Genomic DNA, 17,194 nt, shown 5'->3' on the forward strand with positions numbered 1-17,194 from the left:
AAAAAAGAACAGCCTGCACGGGTTATCCGTGCAAGCTGTTTGTTACGCCTATGAGATTAAGCCGGCTTAGATGTTCCTTTAATCGACCCGGATAATCGGTAATGATGCCTGTTACGCCAATGGAGAGAAGCCTGTCCCAATCAGCAGAACGATTGGCCGTGTAAGGATAGATGTGAAGCCCTGCTGCGACCGCATCCTCGGCATCGCATGCCCCGATGAGGCCATGATGCGGATGAAGTGACCAGACCTCCGTCTCCAGCAGCGCTGCATATGAAGCATGATGGATGAGATCTGCAGCATACAGCAGTCCGATGCGAAGCTCCGGTTCTGCCTGCTTCAGCCTAAGAAGCAGTTTGTGGTCGAAGGAGGATACGACTGTGCGATCTATCCGATTGTCGCCGCGCAGGTAGTTCAGCAGAACTTCATCAAAAAGCGCTCCTCCGGAATCCTTCACTTCAACATTGATTTCAATGTGCTCCGGGAGCAGGTCATAGACTTCCTCCAGAAACGGAACTCGTTCCCCTGCAAAAGAAGGCGAGAACCAGCTCCCCGCATCCGCCTCACGGATAACATCCGAATGCAAGGAGCGGATCGCCCCGGAGATATCTGTCGTCCGGTCCAGCGTATCGTCATGACAGACGATGAGCTTGCCGTCCTGCGACATATGGATGTCCAGCTCTACCATATGGCTTCCTTGCTCAGCTGCAAGCCTGAAGCTTGCCAGTGTATTCTCTGGCGCTTCTCCGGCTGCGCCTCTATGCCCAATTACGATTGGACTGTTCACCATTATGCATTGCTCCATTTCCCCTAACATCCTTTTGTCTCCTCCCGGCACGGGCTTCATTTCGTTACAATTGGCAATCCCGTTGATCACGATTATAGACCCTATCGTAAAGTCTGTCCCTGCTAAAAAGGTAATGTAAATAAATCTTTAGAAAGATACGGTTCATTTTCAATAAAACGTTATCACCTTTCCTAATCTTAATAAAACGCTGACATTGAGGTTACAAAAGGTCGTTATTGTTGGACTTGCCAAGCCGAATCCGGCTAAACAATCTCTAGGAAGGGCGGTTTCAGTCACATATGAACACATCCCTCTATTCGGACAAGTCTAGTCAAGTCTTGTCTCCGGCCTCCGTGGTCTCGGCCGGAACCTCTAGCAACATAGGCAGGTTAAGACGGATGCGGGAGCAGCTGTTAGGTTACCTATTCCTGTCACCTAGCCTTGTCGTATTCATCTTGTTTTTATTTTACCCGATGGTTCGGTCCGTCTATTTGAGCTTTCAGCTCACCGATCCTCGCGGCAGAGTAGCCGCTTATGTGGGTTGGGACAATTATTCACGGATGATGGAATCCTCCGCTTTCTGGAACAGCATCTGGATCACGGTCAAATTCACACTGCTGACTGTTCCTGCCGGACTTGTCCTTGGCTTGCTATGCGCCAGCCTTGTCCATTCCACAGGCAGAGGAAGCAAGATCTTCCGCTTTATCTTCTCCATTCCGCTGGCACTTTCGGTCGGAACAGCATCTATTCTGTGGATGATCCTGTACCATCCGTCGCTTGGCATGCTTAATTACTTGCTTGGTGAGATCGGTATCGGACCAATTGAGTGGCTGACCGATCCCGGATCGGCTCTTGGTTCCGTCTCACTTATGACCATATGGATGAATTCGGGGTTTCCGTTTGTCCTGCTCCTCGCTGCCATTCAGGGACTCGACAACGATGTCATGGACAGCTCACGTATCGACGGCGCTTCGATGTGGAGAACATTTTTCTCCATTAAGCTGCCGCTGCTATCGCCGACACTCTTCTTCCTTGCAGTAGTGTCAATCATGAGCGCCTTCCAATCGTTTGGGCAAATCAATATTCTCACCCGCGGGGGACCTGCCGACTCTACAAATGTACTGGTGTACTCCATATATCGGGAAGCGTTCATCAATTACCAGTTCGGAACCGGCAGTGCGCTGGCCATCGTCCTGTTCATCTTGATGCTTCTCTTGACGACGGTACAATTCCTCGCACTTGGAAAGAAGGTGCATTACCAGTGAAGGCACTTAGTCATCCGCGTAGTAAGCTACGGTTATTCAGCCATTACGGCTTGCTTATTCTCTTAACGCTTCTCGTGCTGGGACCACTGCTGTATCTGCTTACTCAGATCTTCATGACTCCGGACGAGGCAAGTCAATATCCGCCTAAGCTGCTTCCTTCCGGTCTTTACACGGGAGAGCTGAAGAACGCGATCGAAACCGTACCTATTTTCGGCTTTATCTTCAACAGCTTTGTTCTGGCGACCGCGATTATGGTGCTTCAAGTCCTAACGGCCGCTCTCGCCACTTACGCATTCGTATATATCCGGTTTTCCGGCAGCCGCTTCTGGTTCGCCTTGTTCATAAGCACCATGATGATTCCATGGGAAGTAACGATTATTCCCAACTATTTAACGGTCAAAAGCTGGGGTTGGCTCGATTCATTCCAAGGACTCATAGTGCCGTTCGCAGCCTCGGCATTTGGTGTGTTCCTGCTCCGCCAGTTTTTCATGCAGCTGCCCCGTGAGCTTTTCGAAGCGGCGCGCATCGACGGCTGCGGACATTTCCGCCACTTTGTTTCCGTCGTGCTGCCGTTATCCGGACCAGCTGCTGCATCGCTTGCTGTGTATGTCTTCCTGAACGGATGGAACCAGTACCTATGGCCGTTGCTCACTACGAGCAGTGATGCCATGAGAACGGTCCAGATCGGAATCGCTATGCTCCAGTTTGAGGAGCTGACAAGCTGGAATCTGGTCCTTAGCGGTGTGGCGCTCGTTCTGGTGCCTTCTTTCGTTCTTCTGGCGCTTGGCTTGAAGCCGCTTGTACGTGGCATAACCGCTGGCGCGGTTAAGGGCTGAATTTGATCCGGGTACTCGTCCTACGGGACTTACCACATATATAAATTTTTTTCAAATGGAGAGGGAGAGGGATTCAACATGATTAATCGCAATTGGAAAATGGTATTACCTGTGGCGGCTATGCTCGTGCTGCCTCTATCTGCATGTGCATCAAATCCGAATAACGGCGGTCAAAACACCGATCCGTCACCTACTGTATCAGCTTCCAATACGGAGAGCACGGCTAACGCTGGTGCAGCTTCCACGGAACCAGCCAAAGAGCCGGTCAAAGTGGTCTGGTGGCATTCCATGAGCGGTGAGCTTGGCACAGCGGCGGATAAGCTGGTCAGTGACTTCAACGCTTCACATCCGGACATCAAGGTAGAGGGCGTCTTCCAAGGCACTTATGACGAGAGCTTGAACAAGCTCAAAGCTTCCATGGATTCAAAGTCCGGTCCATCCTTGATCCAGGTGTATGAGATTGGTTCGAAATTCATGATCGATTCCGGTGCGGTTACGCCCGTGCAGCAATTCATCGATGAAGAAAAATATGACGTTTCTTCGCTGGAGCCCAATATTAGCAGCTACTACACGTTTGACGGCAAGCAATATTCCATGCCTTTTAACACTTCCAACCCTATTCTTTACTATAACAAGGACCTGTTCAAAAAAGCCGGTATTGAAACTCCGCCAACCACTTACCAAGAGGTTGCTGACGATGCCAAAAAACTGACCGAGGGCAACGTAACAGGAGCGTCCTTTGCCATCTACGGCTGGTTCATGGAGCAACTTCTCGCTAATCAAGGTAAGGACCTCGTCAATAACGGCAACGGCCGCGAGAGCTCCGCTACGGAATCACTCGTGAACCAGGAAGCAGCTGCGACTACGCTGACTTGGTGGAAGAGCATGGTAGATAACAAGTCTGCTCTGAATCTTGGACGCAAGACAGATGATACAAAGAAAGCGTTCTTGGCCGGCCAAATCGCCATGACACTGGATTCGACTGCATCGCTGCGCGGCATTGTTGATGGTGCAGCAGGCAAGTTCGAAGTTGGCACAGCCTTCCTCCCTAAGCCTGACACTTCTTCCGAAGGTGGTGTTGTCGTAGGTGGTGCGAGCTTGTGGGTTCTGAATAACAAGTCGGCTGAAGAGCAGAAGGCTGCTTGGGAATTCATCAAGTATCTGGCTGAGCCAGCTGTTCAAGCGGAGTGGCATATCAGCACAGGTTACTTCCCAATCACAACAAAAGCTTATGACGAGCAAATCGTAAAAGATAATTTGGCGAAGTATCCACAGTTCCAGACAGCTGTTGACCAGCTTCATGCCTCCAAGCCAAGCACAGCAAGCCAAGGCGCCGTTATGGGCGTATTCCCAGATGCTCGCCAGACGGTGGAAGGTGCGATCGAAGAAGTATTCTCAGGCAAGAAGGATGTTAAGGCTGCGCTTGATGATGCGGCAAAACAAATTACAGAGAAAATCGATATCTATAACAAGACGGTATCCAAATAAGCATTGAAAGCTTCTTCAAACAGAAACAGCCCTTGGGACATATACTCCCAAGGGCGTTTTTTGATTATGGCCGATTGTTACTTTGCTAAACGGCAAAACTACACTTCCGTCCTGATCCAGCGGCTTATACGTTCCAGCGCTTCTGTCAGATTCGATACAGAAGAAGCATAGGAGCAGCGGATGAAGCCTTCACCGCCCCGTCCGAACACCGAGCCTGGCACAGCAGCCACCTTCGCTTCCTGCAGCAGCCGCTGAGCGAACTGCTCGGAGCTGAGACCCGTTGAAGCAATGGATGGGAAAGCGTAGAACGCACCTTGCGGATCGCGGCAAGTAAGCCCAATCTCGCTCAAGCCTTTGATAAACAACCGCCGGCGCTGATTAAACGCCTCAACCATTTCATCCTTATCCTCCATGCAGTTCCGCAAACATTCGATAGCTGCAATCTGACCGATAATCGGCGCACAAAGCGCCGTATACTGATGGATCTTCGTCATCGCTGCGATCAGTTCCTGACCACCGCATGCATAACCCACCCGCATTCCTGTCATGGCAAAAGCTTTGGAGAAGCCGCTGATCACAACCGTCCGCTCCTTCATCCCCGGAAGAGAAGCAAAGCTCGTATGCTTGCTGCCATAGGTCAGCTCTGCATAAATCTCATCGGACAACACGATGAGGTTATGCTCTTCCACAAGCTTAATGATCGGAAGCCAATCTTCATACGTCATGACTGCCCCCGTCGGATTGCTTGGGAAGTTGACGAAGAGCACTTTGGATCTCGGGGTAATGGCCTGCCGCAATGCCTCTGCCGTCAGCTTGAACGATTGGTCCGCTGTCATCTCCAGCTCAACAGGGACCCCTCCGTTCAACGTGCAAATGGGTGCGTAAGCAATGTAACCAGGTACTGGAATAATCATTTCATCGCCAGGCTCGAGAATCGCACGCATTGCCAGATCAATCGCCTCACTGCCGCCTACCGTAACCAGCACTTCCTTGGCCGGTTCATAGCTTACTCCGAAGTTTCCGTACATGTACGCTGCAATCTCTTCCCGCAGCTCCATCAGCCCTTCGTTAGGCGTATACATCGTCCGGCCCCGCTCAAGTGCGCGGATACAAGCTTCTCTTGCCAGCTTTGGCGTTGCAAAATCGGGTTCCCCAACCCCAAGCGATATGATTTCCTTATTCCCCTCAGCCGCGTTAAAAAACTTGCGAATGCCCGATGGCGGCAAATCGCGTACAAGCGGCGATACCCAAGTGCTCTTCGTCAGCATATTAATCCTCTCCCTAGCCGACTATTTCTCTTTTCTCTCCTCAAGAGAATAATCGATGATGTAATCAAGCAGCTCGCTGAATGTGATACCAGCTGCTTTTGCCGCTTTTGGCAGCAGGCTGTTCTTCGTTAGGCCTGGCAGCGTATTTGCTTCCAGCACATATGGAACTCCGTCTGTGATAATCATATCGATACGTGCGTACACGCTGCATTTTAACGCTTTATAACAGCCTAAGGCAGACGCTTCAACGCGTGCATGCACATCGGCAGGCAATTCGATAACTTGCTCTGTCGCTCCGCCATCCTGGTATTTGGACTCATAATCGAAGAAATCAGAGTTCGCTTGAATCGATACGATTGGCAGCAGCTTGCCGTTCAGTACGGCACATGTAATTTCATCCCCGCCAACGAATTGCTCGATCATGACGGACTCATCCCAATGCAGGGCTTCCGCTACCGCTTCCTCAATGGCATCCTGCGACTTTACTAGACGTGTCGCAATACTGGAACCACCTGAGTTAGGCTTAACGACTACTGGCAGGCCAAGACGCTCTACGTTCGCCGCTGCGAGTTCTTCCATGCTGGCGACATTAATCCAATCTGCTGTCAGGATACCGTCAAAGCGGATCAGCTTTTTGGCCAGCTCTTTATCCATACTCACACTGCTCGACAACACGCCGCAGCCAGAGTAAGGAATACCCAATGATTCCAGTGTGCCCTGCACAGTACCGTCTTCGCCGTATTTGCCATGCAGTGCAAGCAGTGCAAAGTCGATGCCTGCTGTTTTATCAATCAAATCGCGTTTGCTGTTAATCTCGATCGGCAATACTTCGTATTTGCTGCGATCCAGATTCGCGATCATTTCTTGGCCTGTTAATAACGAAATTTCTCTCTCGGACGAAATACCGCCCATAATAACTCCGATTTTCTTCATGATGTTATTGCCCTCCTAAAAATTTTGTGAGATTTAAATTTTAAGCAGTAAAAATTTCGGTGAAGCAAAATTACTTCGTAAGCTTAAAATTTTGCGAAGCGAAATTACTTCGTAAGCTTAACCCTGACCTTAACACCCTAAAATATCTTTCGCAGTCTTGCCTATGATTTGAATCCCTTTGACGATATTCTCATCGGATACGCGGGAGAAACCAAGCCGCATCGTGTGCTGTCCTCCACCATCGGTGTAGAAAATATCGCCTGGCGTGAACAACACGCCTTCATCGGTACAAGCCTGAAGCAGTTCCCTCGTGGAGAATGCTTCTTCAAACTCAACAAACAGGTGGAGACCTCCATCGCCTGAAAGCCTCTTTAGCGGCAAATACGTCTTGCAGCTTTCCACTGCCAGCTCATATTTGCGCTTATACTCCGATTTGGCCCGCTTTAGGTATTTCTCGAAATTGCCGTTATGAAGATACTGATACAGCAAAGACTGATCGAGTGTCGACGTATGGATCGTGCGCGCACGTTTGACGCTTTCGAGGTAGTCGATCAGCTCTTTATCCGCCAGAATCCATCCGACTCGAAGGCCGGGGAACAGGATTTTGGAGAAGCTGCCTAAGTAAATCGTCCCGTTATTTCGATTGCCGCCATAGGCGATAAGCGGAGCGACATGAGCACCAGAGTAACGCAGCTCTTCGTTAAACCCGTCTTCAATAATTGGGATTTGACGCTCGTTCAGCAAACGGATCGTCTCCGCCCGTTTCACATGGGACATCACAATCCCCGTCGGGTTATGGTACGAAGGGACAAGATAAGCAAGATCGTATTCCCGCTTGCCAAGCTCGTCTTCAAGCTGGTCTAGGCTAATGCCGTCAGGCTCCATATCTACGCCAGTAATGGCGAATTGGTGCATCTTCATATTTTTTATTGCCGTATGGTGAGTGGGGTTCTCGCAAAGCGCATTCCCGCTGCGCTTCCCAAGTGCAGACAGGACAAGATCGAACCCTTCCGTAAAGCCATTTGTAATAAGCATATCTTTGCCAGCCAGATCGACGCCTTTGTTCTCCATGTAACGCAACAGGAAATCGATCAACGGTTTGTAACCTTTGGCGTAGCCATAATTCAATATAATGTTGCCTTCAAGCGACATCCGGTCGAGGAATGCACGCTTTACATTTTGCAGATCAAACAGCTTCTCATCCGGAGCGATACTTGTAAAAGAAATAGCCCCCCGCTTCGCGCGGATGCCATGCTTCATCAGATCATGCTCCTCGGCTGTGAGGGCAAAGCTGCTAACCAGGTCCCGCCATTCCAGCCTTTTGCCACTTCCATCTTCAGCAGCAACGCCGCCCGCCGATTGCGTGACAAAGTTGCCCTTGCCTTTAACGGCATAAATAAAGCCTTCTTCCACTAAATCCGCATAAGCGGTCACGATTGTATTGCGGCTGACATTCATCAGCAGTCCTAGTTCTCGTGTGGACGGGAGCTTCTGATTCGCCTGCAGCGCGCCCGTTATCATAAGCCGTTTCATATAATCCTTAACCTGTATCGATACCGGCCGGTCGCCCGCAAATTGAATATCAGAATACACCCGATCACCTCCTAAAAAGAATTGCCGCTCTCTTTGGCGGCGATTCTTACTTCGTAAGCATAAGCTTAAAGAATTGCCGCGCTCTTTGGCGGCGATTCTTACTTCGTAAGCATAAACTTAAAGAATTGCCGCGCTCTTTGGCAGCGATTCTTACTTCGTAAGCATAAGCTTAAAGAATTGCCGCTCTCTTTGGCGGCGATTCTTACTTCATAAGCTTATCATGGCATAAAATAGCCGCAAGAAAAAGAACCACGCCAGACGTCTTTCGACTCTGGCGTGGTTCTTAGACTACGTTTCGCGGGAACGGGCCACCTAAAAGCCCCTCCCACTATGCTCATTTATCCTTACTTCGCTGTCACACCACCATCGACAGGCAATTCGATGCCTGTCAGGTACGAAGCGTCATCCGATGCAAGGAACAGGACTGCCTTCGCGACCTCAACGGCTTGTCCTACACGTGGCAATGCGGTCTGGGACAAGAACCATCCAAGCATTTGCTCATTATTAACGAACTCCTTGCTCATTGGCGTCTCGATAAAGCCAGGATGCACGGAGTTGACGCGGATGTTGTCCTTGCCATAGTCAACAGCAGCCGCCTTGCTCAGCATGCGGACAGCACCCTTCGATGCTGTATAAGCGCCAGCACCTTGGCTGCCGGTAATACCGGCGATCGACGAAATGTTAACAATCGAACCGCCATTATTTTTCTGCATATGAGGAACGACGTGCTTCATCCCAAGAAACACGCTCGATAAGTTAATATTCATCACTTTGTCCCACTGCTCCACTGTTGTATCAAGCATACCAACCGCGAAAGAAATACCTGCGTTGTTGACGAGAATATCGATTCGGCCATAAGACTCAATCGCCGCTTCAACAATGCTGATCCATTGCTTTTCGGATGCCACATTGTGCGCGATTGCCGTTGCAATGCCGCCCTCCGCCTCGATTTCCTTCACGACAGCCTGCACAGCTTCTTCATTAATGTCGGTTGCAACCACCTTCGCGCCTTCGCGGGCGAAAATCAGTGCTTCCTCCCGGCCCATACCGCTTCCCGCACCTGTAATAATAGCTACTTTATCTGCTAGACGACTCATGGATCATCTCTCCCCAGAAATAAAATGATAGTGTGTATATCACTATGATATAAACTATATCATCATGTCAGACCAAACTCAACGCTTCTTGCCTAGAAGGAGTTGGCATCGTTATAATAACGATATATTTAAAGGCTAATTGGCCCATGAAAGGTAACGACTTATGGATGCTAAAGAACGGTACGTGAAAGAAAGAAACGACGGCAAACAGCAAAGGCTGCTAGTAATTGTAGATACTGCTGAGCGTGAGTTTATAAACCGGGGAATCGAAAAAACCACCATGCAGCATATCGCGGACGCGGCCAATATTGGCATCGCTACGTTGTTTCGGTATTTCCCGAAGAAGGAGAAGCTGATCGTTGCGGTGGCGACCAAGCTGCTGCAGCCAATTCACGACGCTTTCATGGCGACCGCTGCGCTGTCACTGCCTTGTCTTGGCAAGTTGGAGCGTCTATTCGACTTCCTTATCGCGGAGCATGACCGCGCCAGCGCCAAATTCATGATCGACTTCGACAGCTATGCTGCTCATTCACAGGAGCCGGTCGAGGACATGGAGACGTTCGTAGCCTTGCATCGGCGAATCTCGCAGCATTTTGCGTCCATTGTTCAATCCGGCATCGAAGATAGATCAATCCGATCAGATCTGCAGATCAAAGAAACATTGACGACGATAATGAACACCTTTGGCCAATTTTCGCGGCAGTTATCGCTGCAGAACAACATTTTGCTGTTCGAATCGGATCTCGAATCAAAGCCTCAGCTTCTCATCCTTAAAGGGATGTTCCTCGAATATGTAAAGAGCTAAAGAGCCCATAAGCTGTGCGATCGCACAAAACAAAAAAAGAACGCTTGCCCGCATATTGCCCGGGAAGCGTTCTTTTATTATCAAAATATAATTAATAAATAAGGGCGTTAATCCATAAGCTAATTAAAATTTAATCTGTAGAAACGTTCCGCATTACTAAGACTTGTGTAAATATCCGGGCTTGCGCCTCCCATATACCAATAAGCAAGGCCAGCCAGATTATGATCCATCACCGTTTTGTACTTGGCTGCAAGAGATCGCCCGTCCTCCACCCATATTTGATGCTTAAGGGTGTTTAGCTGATAAGAGACCGTGTATTGCTGCACAGCAGCATCCCAGGTCGGCCTTAGAGCTCTCTTTCGGACAAGACTATCCTGCTCAACCAATGTCAGCTCCGTTGCAATAACACTGCCGTCTTTGGTGATCGTCCAGTCCCGATTATAATAAGGCAATGCCAGAATGACTTTATTGGCAGAGACGACTTTGAGCAGCGTTGTTACGGCATTGTTCACGTAAGGCATTGATGAAACTGACCCCGCCTTCGGGCTGGTGCTCCAATGCTCATCATAAGCCATCATAACTATATAATCGGCCACTGCTCCAAGCGCCTTGTAATCGAAGCCATCTGTCCAGTCACTTCCTAGATCAGGAGAAACACAGACAGAGACAACAGCACCAATCTTGTGCAGCTGCGTGCTTAGTTCCGTGATAAAAGCGGTCATCGACGCGCGATCCGCAGGAGCGAGATTTTCGAAATCAATATTAAGTCCCTTGAGCCCATATTTCTGCACGTAACTCGTCAGTTGACTTACAACTTTCCCGCGGTAAGTTACGTTAGACAAATTCTGATGCGTAACTTCCTGGTTCGAACGGTTGCCGACCATCGCCCAAATCTGCCTCTTATTCTTGCTCGCCCAAGTGACGAGTGATTGATCTGCATTATCTGCTACCACACCATTTGGATCAAAAAAGAACCACCTTGGCGATAAAGTTGTCACCTTGGCTTGTACGACAGATTGTTCGAATTGAGCAGTCGTTTGGCCATATTGCCAGCCCATCTGGATCCGCGTCGTATTTGATTGTTGATTAAGTGCTGCAGCCCATTTCACGTTTTGCAGTACACGATCAATGACCGCGGCCATTTCCTGCCTGCTCATTCCGTCACTTGGGCGGAATTGATCATTCTCGTCACCACTCATTAGTCCAAGTGTCCGGACAGCGCCAACTGCCGAATCCGCCCAGCTTGCGATCTCTTCTTCATCTACATAAGCCGATGTCGAACCACTAATACCCGACTGCTTGAGCGCTCTGACCAGCAGCACCGCTGCCTCCTGCCTTGTAACAGCCTTCGCTGGTTCAAAGGTATGTGCACCCGTTCCATCAGCTAGTCCGACCTGGACAGCGGCTGTGATCGCATCATAGTACCAGGCTTTTTCCGATACATCCTTAAACGGGTTAATGGCACTATGAACAGGCTCTATTCCAAGAACTCGATCGAGAATGATAACGAATTCAGCACGTGTAACGGATTTTTTTGGTGAGAAGGTACTCTCTGTGGTACCACTTAATATTTCTTTATTATATAAACGTACGATGGCATCCTTCGCGAAACTGCCTGCGATGTCGTTAAAAGGCAGCTTGTTAGAGCTTGCTGCAGCACCTGCCGGTATTGCCCCCATGAAACAAGACACAGCCGCAGCACCTGCGATCCATCTCTTAAACTTGTCCTGAATCAAGAGATTGTCCCCCTATTAGCTATAGATACTCTCTTCATGGTAACAAAGTTCAGACGAGGGATCATCGGCAAGAAAATGGCAATCAGCCAAGCATCAGCTGTCTGTCTGGTACACGCATCATTAATGTGCATTTATAATTAGTCAAATGCCTCAGGAACAAACACCCAAGCACCATGGAGCAAATCGTCATAACTTATAGAGTACTCAAGACGTAAGGAGGTGCATGTATAATGTCCGGTTACGTTGGTGGTGTTAACTCTACAGGTTTCATCCTGGTGCTTTTCATACTGTTGGTGATCATTATTTGTGGTTGTGGCTTTGGCGGTTACCGTTAATTAATCCAATAATCGCACCAGCAGAAGCACCTTAATCTTCACTCAGAAGGCCCATTTTATGGGCCTTTTGTGTTTTTTACAGAGACTGCTTCCGATCACTATAATTGCCCACTCGCCAGCCAGCCCCCTAAGCAACTCCCCAACCTTGGGCGGGGGTAGCATGTCCTTCACTATGTTACAATATAACGATCCGAACGTTTAATGACGTACATAATTGCCCATGATAGATAGAGAGAGTTATAGATTACTAGAGATAGATTGGAAGGAGAAGCAAGCAATGCTCGAACCTATGTCCCGGCGAGAAGCCACGGTTGGCCGAATAAACCCGCCTTATATGAGACCGGCGCAGAAGCGCAACAAAGTAATGACTTCACTCATTCTGATCGCTATTATCATAATGGGATGGAGATGGATAGATTCTATACAGGACCAACCGGCACCCGCCGCACCAGAAGCAGAACGAAGCACGTCGATTACCTCCCTTAACCCAATTGTTGCACAGAAAGCGGATGCACTTGTCGCCCAAACCGGCAAGATCGGTATCAAGATCCTGATCACGGATGACTATCGCTCAAGCGAGGAGCAGAATGTTCTCTACAAGCAGGGACGTTCAGAGCCTGGACAGGTGGTGACGAACGTCAAAGGCGGCGCTTCATTCCATAACTATGGGCTGGCAGTCGACTTTGCGCTTGTGAAGCCTGACGGCGATGTAATCTGGGATATGAAATATGACGGGAACGGCAACGGAAAGGCTGACTGGATGGAAGTAGTTACAACCGCGAAAAAGCTTGGTTTTACCTGGGGCGGAGACTGGACAAGCTTCAGGGATTACCCCCATCTGCAAATGGACTTCGGCTATTCAATAAAAGATCTGCAGAAAGGCAAGCGACCACCTACTGCGGAGTAAAATAAAAAAGCCATGACCTGCTGCGATTGCAGCGGGTCATGGCTTTTTGTTTTGCATGACATCTGCCCAAAGCTTCATTCACCGGAAGTTTACGCCCTTAACGATGCCGCGCATCGTTAAGCCACCAATTGTCTTCGCAAGTATAACCTTACTCTCCCATACGAAGCAGTTCACTCACCGTCACTAACCGATAACCGTTTGCTGTCAGCTCCTTCGTTAGTACACGTACCGCCTCCACTGACTGTGAACGGTCGCCGTAACCATCGTGGAAGATCAGGACACTTCCATTACGGACGGTGTCACGCGTATGGTTGAGAATATGCTGGACGCCTGGCATGTCCCAGTCCTTCGCATCCATGTTTAATGCCCCTAGTGCAGGATAGCCTTCCCGAACAAGAAGGGCATGAACTCTCTCGTCACCTGCCAAATAAGGAAGCCGCATTGTGGCAGCCCGCGAACCCGTCACTTGCATGATAAGCTCCTCCGTACGGGACAACTCGCTTAAGATTTCTTCATCAGACAGCTCTGTCATATTCGGATGTGTATACGTATGATTACCAATCTCATGCCCTTCTTCATGAACAAGCTTTGCTGTTTCCGGATGGGCAGCGATCTGCTCGCCGATCATATAGAAGGTCGCCTTACCGCCGGCTTCAGCAAAAATTTCGAGCAATTGCGGAGTATAAGTCGGATTTGGACCATCGTCGAATGTAAACGCAACCACTTTGTTTGTCGTATCCACCATTTGAATATTCATAATGCTGTTTCCCCCTTCAAATCAGTTATTGTAAAAAAAGACTACCCGTACTTCCCTCATCTATTCTAGCCTACACCGCTCGATAGCTTACAATCAAGACAATATGAAGCAATAGCAGCAGCCCCGCTCCAATTCCTGAGAAAGGCCAATGTCTGCGGATAAGAAAGGAAGCTCCAAACACGATCATCGACATGAATGCCCCAACCGAACCAGCAATCACAACAACTGCAGCATCCCACCAGAAAAACGGAACAAAGCCTCCCATCAAGTAAAATACCGGCAGAAAGAAGCTGCGTCCTCGCCTCGTTAGGCGTGCCAAATAATCAGCCAAGATAGAAAATAACAAAGCATATCCATAGAAAAAGGTCCAGACCGGATAACCGATCAACTCCCTGCTTATTGCTGACCATACCTCCGGATTGAAGCCCATGAACATAAAGTAAAAGACAAGCAGTCCAACTCCAACGCCAAACAGCTTGGCAGAAAAATATTTGATAAATCTGTACCACGGTATCCGAATCGACATAAAGGCACCATTCCTTTAAATAAAGTATGGAACGTCTTTATCGTATCAAGACTATTGCTGCCCGTGCAGTTCTAACTTCTATAGAACCCCTTATAGGTTCCGGTAATCTTGGAAGGTTGCCGCTTGCCCCCGATAGACTCCGTCCTCATCCACCAAATTCCAAACGGTAGCATTGACAATATAGAAACGCCGCCCTGTGCTGGAGATCCGAATACCAGTGTAGTTATCTACGTAACCATTAGCAGTAACTTGCGTGAAAAACCGATCACGCTCCGCTCGCTCCATCGGTTCAGCTGTCAAACGTGACGGCGTGCTCGTCATTTGCTCCCAGTCCATCTCCCACAGCTCCAGCGCCATTCGATTGCCATAATTCAATACCGGATCATTCTCCGAACCATGCGATAAAATAACCCGAGGAGCATTAAAAAGCTGCTCCTCCAAGCTCTTCTCTCCATCCAATTCTAGCTGCACCAAATCTTGGCCTGTCCATCTGCGAAAGCTGTCCAAGAGCAGCTTATTGTGCTCATAGGTTGCTCCTATTCCTGTAAGCGGTCTGTTCATCATAGTAGATAGTAGTCCTCCTTGCTGTAATCCTTTGTTCTATTCCATAGCCTGAAGCATCCACTGCTCCGCTTCTCTTAAATCATGACAAATAAAGTCCGGCTTCGCCCCTTGTGGCTCCGCTTATGCAGCCGATTCAACCAAATCGTCTTAATGCCCAGCGCACTTGCACCAACAACATCACTTACATAAGAGTCACCGATATGTACGATCTCCTCCGGCTTTAAGCCGTATCTTCTCATAGCTTCAAGGAATAACTCCGGGCGAGGCTTATAAGCCCGTACGTCTTCACTCGTCAGAACATCTGTGACCTCAATGCCGTGAAAAGCAGCCGCAGCTGCAATATCAGCTGTATCGATATTAGATAAAATATAAATCGGGAGATGGCTGAAAGTCGTGAGGAACGAAAGCGTATCCTCATATAACTCCGGCCTCATCCAATGCTCAAACTGCTGCCTGATAAGCTGCTTTGCCGAACTGCCAGATTGGAAATGTTCAATTGTCTCAGCAAGCGACTGTAGTCCAAGTTCCCTCTGACTTTTGAAAGCATCCCCATAGCTGACGGAAAACAAGCTGGAGAGCGACTTCCACCAGTATTGACCGATCTCCCGAGCGTCGCAATCAACGGAAGAGCTTTGACGAATTTCCTCGTAGATCGGAGGCAAAATATCGTCATCCTCATGCACTAACGTTCCATAAAAGTCGAGAAATATCGCCTTTATCTTCATCGTCTGCCTCCAAATAACGAATGAAAAAACACCCCCATTATTCAAGATGCTGAATCGGAGGTGTTTGTTCCTTACGTACTCATCTATTTTACCTCGCCAAAAACTTAAGGATCCCGTCAACCGCCGCTTGATGATCTTCCTCACCAGTTAGACCGGATACCGTAATAGTGCCGATCTTTCCTTGGCCGCGGACAACAATCGGGAACGAGCCGCCTTCCCCTTGGTATTCCGACAGTGGAAGACCGGAGCTTTCAGGGAAGGTTGTCCCTTGATCACGGAACATCTCACCAACATATAAAGAGCTGTGGCCAAAATGGTTCACAACATTCTTCTTCGTATTCACCCAATATATATTTTCCTTTGAAGTACCTGCCATGTAATGGGTATAGAGCGGATGCTCATCGTTCTCGATATGTACGGCGATCCCTTTGCCAATAACATCCTTCGCATGCTGCACGACGATATTTCCTAATTGCAGTGCATCATCATGCGTAAATGAGTCGAACTGCAGCTCTTCTTCCTGCGCAAGTAATGTTTTCATCAAATCGTTCATGGTTACTTCCTCTCCCTGCATCCGATTGCTAACAAGCACATTTTACTATAAAAAGCCTCCTCTTGGATACCGTATGGCTTGGCCATACCTAGCCCTTCCAATCGGCTCCAAGAGGCCGCGCTGCTTAAATATCCTGTGCCAAATGCGGTTTGCTGTAATGACTAATGCCGCCTGAGCCTACGATAACTTTTCCGCCCTTGTTAAAAGTTATCAGCTTTCTCGCCCCTGTAGTCAGCAGCACCGTCACTTGAGCGTGGTTTCTTTGCGCAATATAGACGACATACCCGCTTCTCGTAATGACTGTCTTCCAGTTCTTATCGAATTCCGATCGAACAACCCGATTCGAATAGACCTGGTTTTCCAGCACACCTTTACCTTTCAAGCCCATGTCCATCCCCCCTTTTACTAGAGAATACTTGCCTTTTATCGTATTCATGGATTGGCAATTGGCTTGGACATGTACGCCTACACAGCAGCCTATTATGATGCTACTATGAGAGAAATAAACGGGTCAGAAAAGGATGGTTACAGCATGCTAGAACCGATTGTATTAAATAAAGGGACTCCCGGTGAGCCCTGTCCGATTGAAGCCACACTAGACGTCATCGGTACAAAATGGACGTTTCTTATTGTCCGTGATCTGCTGCTGGAAGGAACCTTGAGATTCAGCGATCTTCTGAAAGGAATGGAGGGCATCAGCCCCAAGACGCTGTCGCTAAGGCTTAAAGAACTGGAGGCACAGGGCATCGTTAAACGAACCGTATATCCGGAGGTTCCTCCAAGAGTGGAATATACGATGACTGAGCGAGGCAGGCAGTTGGAAAGTATTTTTATAGAGCTGAAAAGGTTTGGACTTACCCTACAAGGAAAATAATTTCAGCACCGTGTATGCCGCATTGTCATCCAAAACTTACTTTTCGGAAACTATGTGAATAAAATAACACTACTTCCCAAATGGAATTATTAAAGCTATGCTTTGCTCATTAAAAGGATAGTTTCAAATCATTCCACTTGGGAGGAAT

At 48.6% G+C, this 17,194-nt stretch carries 19 protein-coding genes; 7 read left to right on the top strand and 12 right to left on the bottom strand.

Annotation, left to right across the window (positions count from 1 at the left end; translation table 11 throughout):
* Nucleotides 1–22: 22 nt before the first annotated feature.
* Nucleotides 23–802, bottom strand: coding sequence for a glycerophosphodiester phosphodiesterase (locus AC0YNT_RS19850; protein ID WP_475806185.1), 780 nt, complete (start codon nt 800–802; stop codon nt 23–25).
* A 380-nt stretch (nt 803–1,182) separates the two neighbouring features.
* Here AC0YNT_RS19850 and AC0YNT_RS19855 point away from each other — a divergent pair, with 380 nt between their 5' ends.
* From AC0YNT_RS19855 to AC0YNT_RS19865, 3 genes are all read left to right on the top strand, one after another.
* Complete coding sequence (locus AC0YNT_RS19855) at nt 1,183–2,049, top strand: carbohydrate ABC transporter permease (protein ID WP_475806186.1); 867 nt, start codon at nt 1,183–1,185, stop codon at nt 2,047–2,049.
* The gene (locus tag AC0YNT_RS19860) at nt 2,046–2,885 is read left to right on the top strand and encodes a carbohydrate ABC transporter permease (RefSeq protein WP_475806187.1); all 840 of its coding nucleotides are present in this window, start codon (nt 2,046–2,048) and stop codon (nt 2,883–2,885) included. Before AC0YNT_RS19855 ends, AC0YNT_RS19860 begins: the two co-directional genes overlap by 4 nt.
* Before the next feature lie 78 nt (nt 2,886–2,963).
* Nucleotides 2,964–4,373 carry an ABC transporter substrate-binding protein gene (locus tag AC0YNT_RS19865; protein WP_475806188.1) on the top strand — a complete coding sequence of 470 codons (1,410 nt, stop codon included), beginning with the start codon at nt 2,964–2,966 and terminating at the stop codon, nt 4,371–4,373.
* Between the two features lie 98 nt (nt 4,374–4,471).
* On the opposite strand, the gene AC0YNT_RS19870 is transcribed toward AC0YNT_RS19865, so the two are convergent.
* The 4 genes from AC0YNT_RS19870 to AC0YNT_RS19885 all read right to left on the bottom strand — a co-directional run bounded on the left by AC0YNT_RS19870 (nt 4,472) and on the right by AC0YNT_RS19885 (nt 9,264).
* Nucleotides 4,472–5,641, bottom strand: coding sequence for an aminotransferase class I/II-fold pyridoxal phosphate-dependent enzyme (locus AC0YNT_RS19870; protein WP_475806189.1), 1,170 nt, complete (start codon nt 5,639–5,641; stop codon nt 4,472–4,474).
* Nucleotides 5,642–5,662: 21 nt separating this feature from the next.
* Nucleotides 5,663–6,574, bottom strand: a complete 912-nt coding sequence (locus tag AC0YNT_RS19875) for a D-alanine--D-alanine ligase (protein WP_475806190.1) — start codon at nt 6,572–6,574, stop codon at nt 5,663–5,665.
* Between the two features lie 129 nt (nt 6,575–6,703).
* On the bottom strand, nt 6,704–8,167 hold the full coding sequence (locus AC0YNT_RS19880) for an aminotransferase-like domain-containing protein (RefSeq protein WP_475806191.1): 1,464 nt from the start codon (nt 8,165–8,167) through the stop codon (nt 6,704–6,706).
* 344 nt (nt 8,168–8,511) lie between these two features.
* The gene (locus tag AC0YNT_RS19885) at nt 8,512–9,264 is read right to left on the bottom strand and encodes an SDR family NAD(P)-dependent oxidoreductase (protein ID WP_475806192.1); all 753 of its coding nucleotides are present in this window, start codon (nt 9,262–9,264) and stop codon (nt 8,512–8,514) included.
* 163 nt (nt 9,265–9,427) lie between these two features.
* Here AC0YNT_RS19885 and AC0YNT_RS19890 point away from each other — a divergent pair, with 163 nt between their 5' ends.
* Entirely contained in the window at nt 9,428–10,069 is a 642-nt protein-coding gene (locus AC0YNT_RS19890) for a TetR/AcrR family transcriptional regulator (RefSeq protein ID WP_475806193.1), read from the top strand.
* A gap of 119 nt (nt 10,070–10,188) precedes the next feature.
* Here AC0YNT_RS19890 and AC0YNT_RS19895 read toward each other — a convergent pair whose 3' ends face one another.
* Nucleotides 10,189–11,805, bottom strand: coding sequence for an S-layer homology domain-containing protein (locus AC0YNT_RS19895; protein WP_475806194.1), 1,617 nt, complete (start codon nt 11,803–11,805; stop codon nt 10,189–10,191).
* A gap of 230 nt (nt 11,806–12,035) precedes the next feature.
* Here AC0YNT_RS19895 and AC0YNT_RS19900 point away from each other — a divergent pair, with 230 nt between their 5' ends.
* Nucleotides 12,036–12,140, top strand: a complete 105-nt coding sequence (locus AC0YNT_RS19900; RefSeq protein ID WP_167279142.1) for a sporulation protein YjcZ — start codon at nt 12,036–12,038, stop codon at nt 12,138–12,140.
* A 277-nt stretch (nt 12,141–12,417) separates the two neighbouring features.
* Nucleotides 12,418–13,047 carry a M15 family metallopeptidase gene (locus AC0YNT_RS19905; RefSeq protein WP_475806195.1) on the top strand — a complete coding sequence of 210 codons (630 nt, stop codon included), beginning with the start codon at nt 12,418–12,420 and terminating at the stop codon, nt 13,045–13,047.
* A gap of 148 nt (nt 13,048–13,195) precedes the next feature.
* Here AC0YNT_RS19905 and AC0YNT_RS19910 read toward each other — a convergent pair whose 3' ends face one another.
* From AC0YNT_RS19910 to AC0YNT_RS19935, 6 genes are all read right to left on the bottom strand, one after another.
* A complete protein-coding gene (locus AC0YNT_RS19910) occupies nt 13,196–13,804 on the bottom strand; it encodes a polysaccharide deacetylase family protein (protein WP_475806196.1) in 609 nt (202 codons plus the stop codon).
* Between the two features lie 70 nt (nt 13,805–13,874).
* On the bottom strand, nt 13,875–14,330 hold the full coding sequence (locus tag AC0YNT_RS19915) for a hypothetical protein (protein ID WP_475806197.1): 456 nt from the start codon (nt 14,328–14,330) through the stop codon (nt 13,875–13,877).
* Between the two features lie 90 nt (nt 14,331–14,420).
* Nucleotides 14,421–14,894, bottom strand: a complete 474-nt coding sequence (locus tag AC0YNT_RS19920) for an MEKHLA domain-containing protein (protein WP_475806198.1) — start codon at nt 14,892–14,894, stop codon at nt 14,421–14,423.
* 74 nt (nt 14,895–14,968) lie between these two features.
* Nucleotides 14,969–15,619, bottom strand: a complete 651-nt coding sequence (locus AC0YNT_RS19925) for an HAD family hydrolase (RefSeq protein WP_475806199.1) — start codon at nt 15,617–15,619, stop codon at nt 14,969–14,971.
* 88 nt (nt 15,620–15,707) lie between these two features.
* Nucleotides 15,708–16,172, bottom strand: coding sequence for a heme-degrading domain-containing protein (locus tag AC0YNT_RS19930; protein WP_475806200.1), 465 nt, complete (start codon nt 16,170–16,172; stop codon nt 15,708–15,710).
* A 124-nt stretch (nt 16,173–16,296) separates the two neighbouring features.
* The gene (locus AC0YNT_RS19935; protein WP_475806201.1) at nt 16,297–16,560 is read right to left on the bottom strand and encodes a hypothetical protein; all 264 of its coding nucleotides are present in this window, start codon (nt 16,558–16,560) and stop codon (nt 16,297–16,299) included.
* A 144-nt stretch (nt 16,561–16,704) separates the two neighbouring features.
* On the opposite strand from AC0YNT_RS19935, the gene AC0YNT_RS19940 reads away from it, so the two are divergent.
* The gene (locus tag AC0YNT_RS19940; protein WP_475806202.1) at nt 16,705–17,046 is read left to right on the top strand and encodes a winged helix-turn-helix transcriptional regulator; all 342 of its coding nucleotides are present in this window, start codon (nt 16,705–16,707) and stop codon (nt 17,044–17,046) included.
* The last annotated feature ends 148 nt before the right edge of the window (nt 17,047–17,194 follow it).

The sequence above is a fragment of the Paenibacillus sp. J22R56 genome, from assembly GCF_056269375.1.